Here is a 15,647-nt window from a genome sequence, read left to right on the forward strand (position 1 = left end):
AGTTTTCTGATGTTTAAACATCATCAAAATCGATTGATATTTTTGGTGTAGTTGGGTAAGCTTGGCAGGCTAAAATTAAGCCCTCTTCAACCTCACTATCAGTTAAAATAGAGTTTTTAACCATTACCGCTTTTCCTTCAGTAACTTTACACATGCAAGAACTACAAACTCCACCTTGGCAAGAATAAGGAGCATCTAAATCGTTACGCAAACTTGCAGCTAAAATATCGTCTGTTTGTTGCATGGTAAAGGTTGTTTCTTCATCATCTAACAACACAGTAATTTCTGTGGTTCCTTCTTTTACTTCAGAGATAGCATCTTCATCAACAGAAACTGTAAACAATTCAAAATGAATGTTCTCTTTTGGTATTTTGTTGCTTTCTAAAGTATTAGATACTTCTTGAATCATTGCTTCTGGTCCGCATAAAAAAGCAGCATCAAAAGCAATTTCTTTGTACATGTTTTTTACAAAATAATTGGTAACACTTTTGTCTATTCTACCTCTTAATTGGTTTTTTACTTCTTCTCTACTAAAGATGTAATGCAATTTTAATTGATTAGAATAAGTTTCTTTTAAAGCGTTTAATTCATCATAAAAAATAGTGTCTGCAGCAGTTTTATTACCGTAAACTAAAGTAAAATTAGATGTTGGTTCGTTTTCTAAAACTGTTTTTATCATCGATAAAATAGGAGTTATACCAGAGCCTGCAGCAAAACCTATGTAGTTTTTATTGGCTTTTGGTTCTAATAAAAAACGACCTTCTGGAGTAGAAATCTCAATTTCATCGCCAGCTTTTAATTCTGATGTTGCATATGTAGAAAATGTTCCGTTTTCTACGGCTTTAATTGCAACTCTAATTTCATTGCTTTTTGGTGATGAACAAATAGAATATGCTCTTCTAATTTCTTCGCCATTAATTACTTTTTGTAAAGTAATGTATTGACCAGCTTCGAATTTGAAATCGGCTTTTAAATGTTGAGGTATGTTAAATACAACAGAAACCGCATTTGCGGTTTCTTGTTTAACTTCTTGTATGTTTACTTTGTAAAATGTTGCCATTTAAATATGTTTTACACCAAACTATTTGCAATTAAATATTCGGCAATTTGAACTGTGTTTGTAGCTGCACCTTTTCTAAGGTTATCTGCAACAATCCACAAATTTAAGGTATTTTCTTGAGATTCATCTCTTCTAATACGTCCAACAAATACTTCGTCTTTATTATGTGCATTAATTGGCATTGGGTAAACGTTGTTTGCTAAATCATCTTCTACAATTACTCCAGGAGTTTCGCTTAAAATTTGACGAACTTCAGCCAAATCAAAATCATTTTCAAACTGAACGTTTACAGCTTCTGAGTGCCCACCAGCAGTAGGAATACGTACTGCAGTTGCTGTTACAGAAAAAGAATCGTCGCGTAAAATTTTCTTTGGTTCTTTTACCAATTTCATTTCTTCTTTGGTGTAACCATTTTCTAAGAAGATATCGCAATGTGGTAACGCATTTCTTCCAATTTTATGAGGATAAGCCATTTCTCCATCAATACCAGCTTCTTCGTTATCTAATTGTTGTACTGCTTTTACACCTGTGCCAGATACGGATTGATAAGTAGAAATAACTACACGTTTCATGGTGTATTTTTTATGTAAAGGAGCTAATGCCATTACCAATTGAATTGTAGAACAATTTGGATTAGCGATAATTTTATCATCGGCAGTTAAAACATCACCATTAATTTCTGGTACCACTAATTTTTTAGTAGGATCCATTCTCCAAGCAGAAGAATTGTCAATTACTGTTGTACCAACTTCTGCAAATTTAGGAGCCCACTCTAAAGACGTATCTCCACCTGCAGAAAATAAAGCTACATCTGGTTTTAAGGCTACAGCATCTTGTAAAGTAACAATGGTGTATTCTTTACCTTTGTATGATAATTTTTTACCTGCAGATCTTTCTGATGCAACAGGTATTAATTCTGTTACAGGTAAATTACGCTCTTCTAAAACTTTTAACATTACTGTTCCAACCATTCCAGTTGCTCCAACTACAGCTATTTTCATCAGTATTTTATTTAATGATATTATTTATACTGCAAAGATGCTAACAAAATCGAAATTCACCATTCTTTTAATAAATATTTACCAATATATTTCAGGATGTTTAAATTTTAACAAGTTGATATAAATCTTCTATAAATGAAAAACCATCCAATATTAAATTGAATGGTTTAACGTTTATTAGTAGTTAGAAACTAATAGTTGTTTTTAAAAATTTTATCATAAAAAAGCATCTATACCATAATTACCTTTAAACATACCCACAGCAAGAACAGCAGCTACACAAATAATTAAGATGCTTAAAGGAATTACCAAACGATCTACCATAGAAAGTCTTTTAGCTCTATCCTTATCACCAATTAAACCATTATTATCTAAGAACATTGCTAAAGCCCAAGCTAAAACAGGGTTTGTAACCATTGCCATAAAAATACAAACACCAGCAGCTTGTGCACATGCACTTTGCTTTATCATTTGTACACCAGCTTCTATCATTGGCAAAAATACGCCCACCAATAAAGCAATAGATCTTACAGGTGGCCAAACAGCAACATCCATTGGACTACCTAAAATAGCAACAGCCATTACCATTAAACCTAATAGAATTGCACCAGCAGGAATTGGTCTTTTTGCAATGGCAGCAGGAATTAAATACGTACCCCAAGAAGAAGTAATATTACCACCACCAACAGCTGTACCAACCATTTGTCTTATAGAACACATAGTCATGGTATCATCTACATCCATTAAAACTTTTTCAGATTTTTTTGGATAATTCATTTCCTGAAAAATACGGTGTCCTAAAAAGTCTGGAGACCACATAGCCACTGCTAAAATTGCAAAAGGTAAAGAAGCAATAAAATGCTGTGTTTTAGGTAAACCAAGCATCCAACCTTCTTCTGTGCTACCCCACCAATAGGCAGGGTTAAGATTTGGTAAACCCATTTCTGTTGTAAATTGTAAATCGAAACTTGCACCACCAATTAAAGCAATTGCCAAAGCTGTAATGGCACAAGCAGGAATTGCAAGCCAACGTTTATCAATCCTTGCTAAATAACTGTATAAAATAACAGTAATGGCTAAAATGATAAGACCTAAATATCCCATAGAACCTATTTCTATAGTTGATGATGAAAGCCCCATACTCCAATTTTGTATGGTTTTTATTTGACTGAGAGCTCCAGAAAATCCTAAGAAAATTAGTAAACCACCAGCAACACCTTTACTTGTTAAATTTACCAAACGAGAACCTCCTTTAAAAAAACTTAATAACAAGCCAAAAACTCCAATTAAAATTGCCAAAGCTAATGGGTGAGCACCAGCTAAAGCAATACTTGCAATTAAAGGAATCATTGGGCCATGATTACCTGCTAAATTTGCTCTCGGATTAAAAAATCCGGAAGCTAGAATTACAAATAAAAACGCAGGAATAATCATTTCTACTCTAGAAACTTCAATGGCAAATTCTTTACCTAAAGTTATATGATCCCAAGCATTGGTTAAACCTTCTGCCCAAGCCATCATTACAGAAGAATACATAGCAATTATACCTAAAGTACCTGCTAAAGCTGGCACTAAATCTTCCCATTCAAATCTAAAATCTCTACCAGGAAGATTTAATTTAAATCTTCTGGGTTTCATTATTTTTAATTCGTTTTCTAGGTACGCTGTTCTGCTTTCAAATTTTGAAGCAGATTTGTGTTCTTCTTTATATGTTTTCATGGAAATGTAATTCTCTAAATACGAGAAGTTAGATGTTATAAATTAGATTAAAATGAATTTTCGTTTTAATTAATTTTTACTTTTTTAAAATAGTTACTTAAAATTTCTGATGCTAATTCTAGTTCTTCTTTGGTGTTTTCTCTTGCATCTTTTAATTCATATTCCCAACCAAGAGCATCCCATTTATGGATACCTAATTTATGGTAAGGTTGTAGCTCTATTTGTTCTATAGTTTGGTAATCTTTAAAATAATCGCCTAGTTGATGTAGCAACTCTGGTGTATTGGTAATTTCTGGAATTAAAACATAGCGTAACCACATTTTTTTGCCAGAGGCTTCTCTGTGTTTTGCAAAATTGAATGTTGTTTCTTTGTTTCTTTTTCCGGTGATTTTTTGAAAACCTTCTTCTGTCATGTGCTTAATATCTAACATTACTAAGTCTGCATAATTGTCTAGTAATTCTATTGTTGGATGATTAAGCATTCTGCCATTTGTATCTAAATTGGTGTGTATGCCTTCTTCTTTAAGTCTTTTAAACAAGGCAATAAGATTATGAGCCTGTAATAAAGGTTCTCCACCAGAAACAGTAACTCCACCTTTATCCCCAAAATAAGATTTCATTTTTATAGCTCTTTGTACAAGGTCTTCTATATGGTATTCTTGGCCTCCATGGGTATCTATGGTATCTGGATTATGACAGTATTGACATTTTAATTTACAACCTTGTAAAAAAATTACCAATCTTATTCCTGGACCATCATGAGTACCAAAAGACTCGATAGAATGTACGTTTAATATGTTTTCTGAAGTTTTGATAATTGCTAAAATTTAGTGAATAAAAAAGGGATCCTAAGAAAATAAAACGAATACTTTCTTATAGAAATAAATCTATAAATAGGTGGCTTTATTTTTTTTGAATCCCTTAGTATTAATACATAAAAAGTACTACATAGATTCGTGGAAAGAACGCGAAATTACTTCCATTTGTTGTTCTTTTGTTAATCTGATGAAATTAACGGCATATCCAGAAACTCTAATGGTTAGTTGTGGGTGATTTTCTGGGTGCTCCATTGCGTCTAATAAAGTTTCTTTGTCTAGCACGTTTACATTTAAATGTTGTGCTCCGTGTTCAAAATAACCAGTTAAAGTGGCTACTAAATTGTCTATTCTGTCTTCTTGAGTAGCACCTAATGATTTAGGAACAATAGAGAAGGTGTTAGAGATTCCGTCTTGAGAATCTTTATAGTCTATTTTAGCAACAGAGTTTAAAGAAGCTATTGCACCATTTGTATCACGTCCATGCATTGGGTTAGCACCAGGAGCAAAAGGAATACCAGCTGCTCTACCATCTGGAGTTGCCCCAGTTTTTTTACCATACACAACGTTAGAAGTAATGGTTAATACAGACATTGTTGGTTCTGCATCTTTATACACTTTTAACTTTTTTAATTCGTTGTTAAAATCTTGTACTGCATTGTGTGCAAAAACATCAACTCTATCATCGTCGTTTCCGTATTTAGGGAACTCTCCTTCAATTTTAAAGTCTACAGTTAAACCTTCTTCGTTTCGAATTGGTTTTACTTTTGCATATTTAATTGCTGATAAAGAATCTGCTACTATAGATAAACCTGCAATACCATAAGCGATATTAATATCAGGATTTGTATCTATTAACGCCATTTGCGCTTTTTCGTAGTAGTATTTATCGTGCATGTAATGTATAATGTTCATGGCATCATTATAAACTTTTGCAACTGTTTTCATTGCAATTTTAAAGTTTGCCATTACTTTATCAAAATCTAAATACTCGTCTGTTAAAGGTGCAATACCATCAACCATTTGTTTTCCTGTAATTTCGCATTTACCTGCATTTACAGCTAATAATAAAGTTTTAGCTAAATTGGTTCTTGCTCCGAAAAACTGAATTTGTTTTCCTATTTCTTGGTAAGAAACACAACATGCAATTCCATAATCGTCAGAACCTCTTAAGTTTCTCATTAAATCATCATTTTCAAATTGAATAGATGAAGTATCAATAGAAACTTTTGCACAGAATTTTTTAAAGTTTTGTGGTAATAAAGGCGACCATAAAACAGTAATGTTTGGTTCTGGTGATGGGCCTAAGTTGTATAATGTGTGTAAGAAACGAAAAGCTGTTTTTGTAACTTTAGATCTACCATCGTTTAACATACCACCAATTGCTTCTGTTACCCAAGTTGGGTCTCCAGCAAAAATTTCATCATAAGCAGCCATACGTAGATGACGTACCATTCTCAATTTCATTACAAATTGGTCTATATATTCTTGTGCTTCTACTTCTGTAATAACGCCATTTTGTAAATCTCTTTCAATAAAAATATCTAAGAAAGTAGATACGTTACCTAAAGACATTGCTGCTCCATCTTGCTCTTTTACAGCTGCTAAATACGCCATGTACGTCCATTGTACAGCTTCTTGGGCATTTTGTGCAGGTCTGTTTAATTCTAAACCATAATGGTTACCCATTACAATCATGTCTTTTAATGCTTTTATTTGTTCAGAAACTTCTTCTCTTAAACGAATAACAGCATCTGTCATTGGTCCTTGTATTTTAGATAAATCTTGTTTTTTAACTTCGATTAATTTATCAATACCATATAAAGCAATACGTCTATAATCACCAATTACACGTCCACGAGCATAATTATCTGGTAACCCTGTTAAGAAACCTAAAGAACGGAATTTTCTAATTTCTGCAGTGTATGCATCAAATACACCATCATTATGTGTTTTTACATATTTTGTAAAAAGTTCGTTTACATCTTCGCTTGGTTTTAAACCATGTTCTTGTAAAGCTTTTTGTACAACTTTGTAACCTCCAAAAGGTTTCATTGCTCTTTTTAGTAAACCATCAGTTTGTAAACCAACAATTACTTCGTTTTCTTTATCTATATATCCTGCACCAAAGCTAGCTACACCAGAAACAGTTTCTGTATCAACAGAATGTACACCATTATTCTGTCTTTCTTGCTTCATTCCTTCTTTACATACTTCCCACAGTTTTTTTGTTCTTTCGCTTGCGCCAACTAAAAACTGGTCATCACCATAATAAGAAACAATGTTTTTTACAACAAAATCTCTTACATTAATAGAGGTGTTCCAGACACCTTGTTTAAATTCTAAATTTTTTGGTTCTTCTAAAATTAATTCATCTAATTCCATCTCTTTATGTATTTAAATTTTTTATGTATTACTTTTTATTACATCACAAATTTAGAATCTCAATACGTTTTAAAATATGATAAAAGTTAGGTTTTGAATTTTTTTTAAGAAAACGTTGTAGTTTTTTAGTGTTGAAAATCAGATAAATAAAAGCTTTTGATATTAGAGTAATAAGTTTTAAGAAATACCTACATTTGCAAAAATTTTAAGTTTAACCTAATTGGTATAGCATGCAACTGTACAATAAGTTAAGCGCAAAAGAACGCGCTGCATTAATAGATGAGGCTGGTAAAGACCGTCTTACAATTTCTTTTTATCAATATCATAAGATAAAAAATCCACAATTATTTAGAGATAAATTATTCTTAGAATGGAACGCCTTAGACGTTTTGGGTAGAATTTATGTCTCTTACGAAGGTATAAATGCGCAATTGTCTGTGCCTTCAGAAAATTTCTATGCGTTAAAAGATCAATTAGATAGTATTTCTTTTTTAAAGGATATTCGTTTAAATGTTGCTATAGAGCAAGACAATAAATCATTCTTAAAGTTAAAAGTAAAAGTTAGAAATAAAATTGTTGCTGATGGTTTAAATGACGAAACTTTTGATGTTACTGATAAAGGTGTGCATTTAAATGCAAAGGAATTTAATGAAATGTTGGCAAATCCGGATACAGTTTGTGTGGATATGCGTAACCATTACGAAAGTGAAATTGGTCATTTTGATGGTGCTGTAACTCCTGATGTAGATACATTTAGAGATTCTTTAGATATTATTGAAGCTGATTTAAAAGACCACAAAGAAGATAAAAATTTATTGATGTATTGTACTGGCGGAATTCGTTGCGAAAAAGCATCAGCTTATTATAAACACAAAGGGTTTAAAAATGTGTTTCAGTTAGAAGGCGGAATTATAGAATACACACGTCAGGTAAAATCAGAAGGAATTGAAAATAAATTTATTGGTAAAAATTTTGTTTTTGATCATAGAAGAGCAGAGAAAATTTCTGATGATGTAATTGCCAATTGCCATCAATGTGGTAAGCCTTGCGATACACATACAAACTGCGCTAACGAAGCTTGTCATTTACTATTTATTCAGTGTGATGATTGCTCAGAAAAAATGGAAAACACTTGTTCTACAGATTGTCAAGAAATTATCCATTTGTCTTACGAAGAGCAAAAAGAACTACGAAAAGGCAAAGCCAATAGCAATAAGATTTTTAAGAAAGGGCGTTCTGAAGTTCTAAAATTCAAAAAATAAAAGCATGCAAAAAATCGAATTAATGGCGCCTGCAGGAAATTTCGAAAGTTTACAAGCGGCTTTAGATAATGGTTGCGATTCTATTTATTTTGGAGTAGAGCAACTCAATATGAGAGCAAGAGCTTCTATCAACTTTACTTTGGATGATTTAGAAGAGATTGCAAAAAGATGTTCAGAAAAAAACGTAAGAACGTATCTTACCTTAAATACCATTGTTTATGATCACGATTTATCAATTGTAAAAACATTGATAAAAAGAGCTAAAGAAGCAAATATTACTGCTGTAATTGCTATGGATCAGGCTGTAATTTCTATGGCTAGAGAACAGCAAATGGAAGTGCATATATCAACTCAAATTAACATTACAAATATAGAAACTGTAAAGTTTTATGCACTTTTTGCGGATACTATTGTGCTGAGTAGAGAGTTGAGTTTACGTCAAGTAAAAAAGATTACAGAAGCTATAGAAAGAGAGCAAATAAAAGGACCTTCAGGAAGATTGATAGAAATTGAAATTTTTGGTCACGGAGCTTTGTGTATGGCTGTTTCTGGTAAGTGTTATATGAGTTTGCACTCGTCAAATTCATCTGCAAATAGAGGAGCGTGTAAGCAAAATTGCAGAAAAAAATATACAGTTATCGATCAAGAAACGGGTTTTGAAATGGAGTTCGACAATGAATATATTATGTCTCCAAAAGATTTGTGTACCATAGATTTTTTAGATCAAGTTGCAGATGCAGGTATCAAAGTTTTAAAGATAGAAGGTAGAGGTAGAGCACCAGAATATGTTGCCAAAGTAATTAAATGTTACAGAGCTGCCATTGATAGTTTAGCAGCAGGTACTTACGATAAAGAAAAAGTAATTTCTTGGATGCAAGAACTAGAAAAAGTATACAATCGTGGTTTTTGGAATGGATATTATTTAGGTCAGAAATTAGGAGAATGGAGCAAAGATTCTGGTTCTAACGCTACACAAAAGAAAGTGTATTTAGGTAAAGGAGAACATTATTTTGATAAAGCCAAAATTGGTCAGTTTAAAATTGATGCTTACGATGTAACTATTGGTGATACCATTTTAATTACTGGCCCAACAACAGGTGCAAAAGAAATGGAATTAAAGCAAATGTTTGTAAATGATAAACCATCAGAAAAAGCAACCAAAGGCGATGAAGTTACCATGAAATTAGATTTTAGGATTAGAAGATCTGATAAGTTGTATAAAATTGTAAAAACTGAATTTGCTAAAAACTAATGGTTGTAATTACCTTACAAAGAAACAAATGTATTGGTTGTAATTACTGTGTAGAGGTTGCACCAGAACAGTTTCAAATGTCTAAAAAAGATGGGAAATCTGTGTTGTTGCATGCTACAGAAAAGAAAGGTTTTTATACTATTAAATCTTTTGATGAATCTATTTTTGATGCCTCTTTAGAAGCCCAAAAAGCGTGTCCTGTTAAAATAATTCAAGTAAAGCAAGTCTAATAAATATTTACGAAACGTATAAAAAGCCTCAATTATTGAGGTTTTTTTTGATTTGATATCCTCCTGTAGTACGAATTCTAATGAAACAGCAACAAATTCTAAAGTGTAGAAAACTTTAATCCCACTTTAAAATATATTTGTACAGTAATCAAATAAAAGATGTTTAGATAACTTTTATTTTCCTATTTTTTCATTCTTTAAGAATGCGTATATTTACGAATTAGTGAAAATTAGAAGATACTTTTGTATTGGTCTGATAATCAAATTATGAATCTAAATGTTTTTTATTTTTTCTGATTTTTATTTTAAAAAATTGAGAATTAAGAAGATAAAAACAATATAATATATTTACTTACATGGCATGTGGAAGTTGTGGTACAACAGAAAATGGTGTACCTAGAGGTTGTAAAAGTAATGGGAATTGTGGCTCAGGAACTTGTGGAAGTGGTAGCGAAAAACTAGCTGTTTTTGATTGGCTATCGAATATGACTTTACCAAGTGGTCAAGAGCGTTTCAATATTTTTGAAGTCCGTTTTAAAAACGGAAGAAAACATTTTTATAAAAATGTAGATAATATACCCCTAACAATGGGCGATATTATTGCAGTAGAAGGTTCTCCTGGGCACGATATTGGTACAATATCTTTAGCAGGCGAATTGGTAAAAGTGCAAATGAAAAAGCGCAAAATTACTGCAGATCATGAAGATGTAAAGAAAATATACAGAAAAGCCACTCAAAAAGATATTGATATTTGGCAAAAAGCCAGAGGTAGAGAAGAAGAAACCCAAAGAAAAGGAAGAGAAATTTTAGGTAAACTAGGTTTGCAAATGAAACTTTCTGATGTAGAGTTTCAAGGTGATGGAAACAAAGCAACTTTCTACTACACAGCAGATGCAAGAGTAGATTTTAGACAATTAATTAGAGATTTAGCTAGTGCATTTTCTATACGTGTTGAAATGAAACAAGTTGGTGCAAGGCAAGAAGCAGCAAGATTGGGTGGTGTAGGTTCTTGTGGTAGAGAATTATGTTGTTCTACTTGGTTAACAGATTTTAGAAAAGTAACCACATCAGCAGCACGTTACCAACAATTGTCTTTAAATCCGTTAAAATTGGCTGGGCAATGTGGTAAATTAAAATGTTGTTTAAATTTTGAATTAGATACCTATTTAGATGCTTTAAAATCTTTTCCAAAGCAAGATGTTGTTTTAAGAACAGAAAAAGGTGATGCTGTTTTTGTAAAGATGGATATTTTTAAGAAACACCTTTGGTATACGTATAAAGAAGAGCGTTTTAAATGGTTTCGATTAACTTTAGATCAGGTACAAGAAATTATTGAATTAAATAAAAATAATGAAAAATCTATTTCGTTAGAAGAATATGAATCTGATGTAGAAATTCCTGTTAAAGTTGATTTCGAAGATGCTGTTGGGCAAGATAGTTTAACACGTTTCGATGCTCCAAAAGTGAGTAAACGAAGAAGAAACAACAGAAATAATAGAAGAAAAAAACCAGCTGCAGTTGCTGCGAATCAACCAAAAGAAAACACACAAAGGCAACCACAGAAACAACAACAAAAAAGAAGGCCAAAGCAGAATCCTAATCAAAAGCCAAAAGTTGCTAATAAACCAAATCAACCAAAAGCAGAAGGAGCAAAGCCAAACAAACCAAGAAGAAATAATAGAAACAGAAATAAGAATAGACCTAAAAATGGAAACAATTCTCAAGAAAAATAAACCATTTATTTTTTTAATTACACTGTTGTTCTTGTTTTCATGCAGTGATAAAATTGAGTTTATTAAATACAAACCATTGTCTAATGCTTCTTGGCAAGCACATAAAAATATTTCTTTCGAATTTGAAATAAATGATACGATTTTACCTAAAAATCTTTTTATAAATATTAGAAATAACAAAGATTATCCTTACAGTAATTTATACGTAATTACAAATCTTGAGTTCCCCAATGGAGATAAAATTATAGACACCTTACAATACGAAATGGCAGATAATTCTGGCAAATTCTTAGGGCAAGGTTTTACGGATATAAAAGAAAATAAATTATTTTACAAAGAAGAAAAAGTGTTTCCGGTAAAAGGGAAATATGTATTTAACATACATCATGCAATGCGTAAAAATGGGCAAGTAAATGCAATTCCTTTTTTACCAGGTGTACAAGATGTGGGTTTTAGCATAGAAAAAACAGAATAAAATGGCACAAAAACAAACAACAAGTTTTAAAAAATACCTGCTATGGTTTTGGGGTATTCTTTTTTCGATATTATTAATCTTTATACTACTGTTTTATACAGCAGCTTCTGGTGGTTTAGGTACGCTACCCACTTTTGAAGAGTTAGAGAATCCGCAAACCAATTTAGCCACCGAAGTTATTTCTGCAGATGGTGTTACCATTGGTAAATACGCAAAAGAAAACAGAACTCCAGTAAAATTTAAAGACTTACCACAAAATTTGGTAAACGCATTAGTAGCCACAGAAGACGAACGTTTTTACGAGCATTCTGGAATCGATTTTAGAGGTACTGCAAGAGCGGTTTTAAAACCAGGTAGTGGAGGTGCAAGTACAATTACTCAACAGTTAGCAAAAATGCTATTTACGGGTAAGGCCTCAAGAAATATTTTTAAAAGAATTGGGCAGAAAATGAAAGAATGGGTAGTGGCTACCAAGTTAGAAAGTCAATATACCAAAGACGAAATTATTGCCATGTATTTAAATAAATATGATTTTTTAAATCAGGCAGTTGGTATACGTTCTGCTGCAAGAATTTATTTTGGTAAAGAACCTAAAGAATTAGAAATTCACGAATCTGCAATGTTAGTAGGGATGTTAAAAAACTCATCCTATTTTAATCCTTTAAGAAGAGAAGCAAAAGTAAAACAAAGAAGAAATGTTGTATTGCTTCAAATGACTAGAAATGGCATTATAACAGAAAGAGAAAAGCTAGAATTACAGCAATTGCCTTTAGGTATTAATTATACACCAGAAAGCCATGATGAAGGTTATGCAACTTACTTTAGAACGCATTTACAAAAGGTGATGAGAACTTGGGTTAAAAACAATCCAAAACCTAATGGAGAACAATATGATATTTTTAGTGATGGTTTAAAAATCTATGTAACTATCGATTCTAGAATGCAAAAGTATGCAGAAGAAGCAGTTTCAGAACACATGGCTAATTTGCAATCGTACTTTTTTAAAGAACAAAAAAGAAATAAAACTGCACCTTTTTACGATTTAGAAAAAGATCAAATAAACGGAATTTTAAATAGAGCAAAAAAGAATTCTGAACGATATAAAAGGCTAAAAATTGCAGGAAAATCATCCAAAGAAATAGATGAAATTTTCAACAAAAAAACCAAAATGAAAGTTTTTTCTTGGAAAGGAAATATAGACACAATTATGTCTCCAAATGATTCTATTAAATATTACAAATCGTTTTTACGTTCAGGATTGTTATCAATTGAACCACAAACAGGTCATATAAAAGCTTGGGTTGGTGGTATTAATAACAAACATTTTAAATACGATGCTGTTGCACAACAAAAAAGACAAGTTGGTTCTACTTTTAAACCATTTGTTTATGCAACTGCCATTAATCAATTAAGAAAATCTCCTTGTGATGTTTTGCCAAATACGCCATATACAATTCCTGCTGGTAAATATGGAATTCCAGAAGAATGGACTCCAAAAAATTCTAACGATAAATATGGAGGAATGTTAAGTTTAAAAGATGCTTTAGCTACTTCTACAAATGTGGTAACTGCAAATTTAATAGATCAAGTTGCACCAATAAATGTTGTTCGTTTAGCAAATTCTGCAGGTATAGAAACAGAAATTAAACCAAATCCATCAATAGCTTTGGGTGCTGTAGATTTATCTTTATACGAAATGGTAAGTGCATACAGTACGTTTGCCAACAAGGGTTTGCGAGTTAAACCAATGATTATTACAAGAATTGAAGATAAAAATGGAACCGTTTTAAAAGATTTTGTACCTAAAACTGAAGAGGTGTTAAGTGAAGAATCTGCTTATGTAATCTTAAATTTATTGCAAGGTGTTACAGATTCTGGATCAGGAATTCGATTGCGTTCTAAATGGACATCAGGAGGTAAAGCTGTAACAGGTTTTCCATATGAGTTTGATAATGAAATTGCAGGTAAAACTGGTACAACACAAAATCAATCTGATGGTTGGTTTATGGGAATTGTACCTAATTTAGCAACAGGTGTTTGGACTGGTGGTGAAGATAGAGCCACACATTTTGCAGGTATTAGATTAGGTCAAGGAGCTACAATGTCTTTACCAACTTGGGCTCTATTTATGAAAAAATGTTATGCTGATAAAACACTTAATATTAGTCAAGAAGAATTTGAAAAGCCAGAAGATTTATCCATAAATATAGATTGTGATGGAGCTGAAGTAGAAGAAGGTAAAGAAAATACTAAAGTAATTGTAGAAGAAGATACCGATTTTTAAAAGTATTAAAAACCATAACTATTTAATTGTTTTAGATTTTTATTATTTTATACATCCTAAAACCTAAAGTATGATAAACAAAAAAGTAAATAATGTGCAAGAAGCACTTGTTGGCGTAAAAAGCAGAATGACTTTAATGTTGGGTGGTTTTGGTTTGTGTGGTATACCAGAAAATGCAATTGCAGAGTTGGTAAATCTAAATGTTAGAGGGTTAACTTGTATTTCTAATAATGCTGGGGTTGATGATTTTGGCTTGGGCTTATTATTACAAAATAAACAAATAAAAAAAATGATTTCTTCTTACGTTGGCGAAAATGATGAATTCGAACGTCAAATGTTATCAGGAGAATTAGAGGTAGAATTAACGCCACAAGGTACTTTAGCAGAAAAATGTAGAGCAGCACAAGCTGGTTTTCCTGCTTTTTATACACCTGCAGGTTATGGAACTGAAGTTGCAGAAGGTAAAGAAACCAGAGCGTTTAATGGTAAAATGTATGTTTTAGAACCTGCATTTAAAGCCGATTTTGCTTTTGTAAAAGCATGGAAAGGAGATGCTGCTGGTAATTTGGTTTTTAAAGGAACAGCAAGAAATTTTAATCCGAATATGTGTGGTGCAGCTACAATTACAGTTGTAGAAGTAGAAGAATTGGTAGAAGTTGGTGAACTAGATCCGAATACAATTCATGTTCCAGGAATATTTGTACAACGTATTTTTCAGGGTACAGATTACGAAAAAAGAATTGAACAACGAACTGTAAGACAAAAACATTAGTTATGGCTTTAGACAAAAACGGAATCGCTAAGCGAATTGCACAAGAAGTTCAAAATGGATTTTACGTAAATCTAGGTATAGGAATTCCAACTTTAGTAGCAAATTATGTAAGAGAAGATATAGAGGTAGAATTCCAAAGCGAAAATGGAGTTTTAGGCATGGGCCCTTTTCCTTTTGAAGGAGAAGAGGATGCAGATATTATAAATGCAGGGAAACAAACCATAACCACATTGCCAGGTGCAAGTTTTTTTGATTCTGCTACAAGTTTTGCCATGATTCGTGGCAAACACGTAGATTTAACCATTTTAGGAGCAATGGAAGTTGCAGAAAATGGAGATATTGCCAACTGGAAAATTCCTGGAAAAATGGTAAAAGGTATGGGTGGAGCAATGGATTTGGTGGCTTCTGCAGAAAATATTATTGTAGCTATGATGCACACCAACAAAAGAGGAGAATCTAAAATTTTAAAACAATGTTCTTTGCCATTAACAGGCGTAGGTTGTGTAACCAAAATAGTAACCAATTTAGCAGTTTTAGAGGTGAAAAATAAGGCCTTTCATTTGTTAGAAAGAGCACCAGGCGTGTCTGTAGAAGATATAAAAAAAGCTACTGAAGGTACTCTAGTTGTAAATGGAGAAATCCCGGAAATGAATATTTAA

General features: G+C 32.2%; 13 protein-coding genes. 8 read left to right on the plus strand and 5 right to left on the minus strand.

Going from position 1 to position 15,647, the window contains the following annotated elements; translation table 11 throughout:
- Positions 1-13: 13 nt before the first annotated feature.
- The 5 genes from ACWYN7_RS00280 to pflB form a co-directional block, all read right to left on the minus strand.
- Entirely contained in the window at positions 14-1,060 is a 1,047-nt protein-coding gene (locus ACWYN7_RS00280) for a 2Fe-2S iron-sulfur cluster-binding protein (RefSeq protein WP_462857844.1), read from the minus strand.
- A gap of 11 nt (positions 1,061-1,071) precedes the next feature.
- On the minus strand, positions 1,072-2,061 hold the full coding sequence (locus ACWYN7_RS00285; RefSeq protein WP_462857845.1) for an aspartate-semialdehyde dehydrogenase: 990 nt from the start codon (positions 2,059-2,061) through the stop codon (positions 1,072-1,074).
- Positions 2,062-2,277: 216 nt separating this feature from the next.
- Positions 2,278-3,780 (minus strand): DUF3360 family protein, encoded by a 1,503-nt coding sequence (locus ACWYN7_RS00290; protein ID WP_462857846.1) that lies wholly within the window; start codon positions 3,778-3,780, stop codon positions 2,278-2,280.
- 65 nt (positions 3,781-3,845) lie between these two features.
- Entirely contained in the window at positions 3,846-4,607 is a 762-nt protein-coding gene (gene pflA / locus ACWYN7_RS00295) for a pyruvate formate-lyase-activating protein (RefSeq protein ID WP_462858293.1), read from the minus strand.
- 117 nt (positions 4,608-4,724) lie between these two features.
- Positions 4,725-6,980: a formate C-acetyltransferase gene (gene pflB, locus ACWYN7_RS00300; protein ID WP_462857847.1), complete on the minus strand. Its 2,256-nt coding sequence runs from the start codon at positions 6,978-6,980 to the stop codon at positions 4,725-4,727.
- A gap of 230 nt (positions 6,981-7,210) precedes the next feature.
- On the opposite strand from pflB, the gene trhO reads away from it, so the two are divergent.
- From trhO to ACWYN7_RS00340, 8 genes are all read left to right on the plus strand, one after another.
- Positions 7,211-8,242, plus strand: coding sequence for an oxygen-dependent tRNA uridine(34) hydroxylase TrhO (gene trhO, locus ACWYN7_RS00305; RefSeq protein ID WP_462857848.1), 1,032 nt, complete (start codon positions 7,211-7,213; stop codon positions 8,240-8,242).
- 4 nt (positions 8,243-8,246) lie between these two features.
- Positions 8,247-9,494, plus strand: a complete 1,248-nt coding sequence (locus ACWYN7_RS00310) for a peptidase U32 family protein (protein WP_462857849.1) — start codon at positions 8,247-8,249, stop codon at positions 9,492-9,494.
- A complete protein-coding gene (locus ACWYN7_RS00315; RefSeq protein ID WP_462857850.1) occupies positions 9,494-9,724 on the plus strand; it encodes a ferredoxin in 231 nt (76 codons plus the stop codon). Before ACWYN7_RS00310 ends, ACWYN7_RS00315 begins: the two co-directional genes overlap by 1 nt.
- 356 nt (positions 9,725-10,080) lie before the next feature.
- Positions 10,081-11,457 (plus strand): PSP1 domain-containing protein, encoded by a 1,377-nt coding sequence (locus ACWYN7_RS00320; protein ID WP_462857851.1) that lies wholly within the window; start codon positions 10,081-10,083, stop codon positions 11,455-11,457.
- Positions 11,432-11,932 carry a gliding motility lipoprotein GldH gene (locus tag ACWYN7_RS00325; RefSeq protein ID WP_462857852.1) on the plus strand — a complete coding sequence of 167 codons (501 nt, stop codon included), beginning with the start codon at positions 11,432-11,434 and terminating at the stop codon, positions 11,930-11,932. Before ACWYN7_RS00320 ends, ACWYN7_RS00325 begins: the two co-directional genes overlap by 26 nt.
- A gap of 1 nt (position 11,933) precedes the next feature.
- Positions 11,934-14,216: a transglycosylase domain-containing protein gene (locus ACWYN7_RS00330; RefSeq protein ID WP_462857853.1), complete on the plus strand. Its 2,283-nt coding sequence runs from the start codon at positions 11,934-11,936 to the stop codon at positions 14,214-14,216.
- A 70-nt stretch (positions 14,217-14,286) separates the two neighbouring features.
- Positions 14,287-14,988: a CoA transferase subunit A gene (locus ACWYN7_RS00335; protein ID WP_462857854.1), complete on the plus strand. Its 702-nt coding sequence runs from the start codon at positions 14,287-14,289 to the stop codon at positions 14,986-14,988.
- 2 nt (positions 14,989-14,990) lie between these two features.
- Positions 14,991-15,647: a CoA transferase subunit B gene (locus tag ACWYN7_RS00340; protein WP_462857855.1), complete on the plus strand. Its 657-nt coding sequence runs from the start codon at positions 14,991-14,993 to the stop codon at positions 15,645-15,647.

The sequence above is a fragment of the Polaribacter sp. M10 genome (assembly GCF_054968445.1).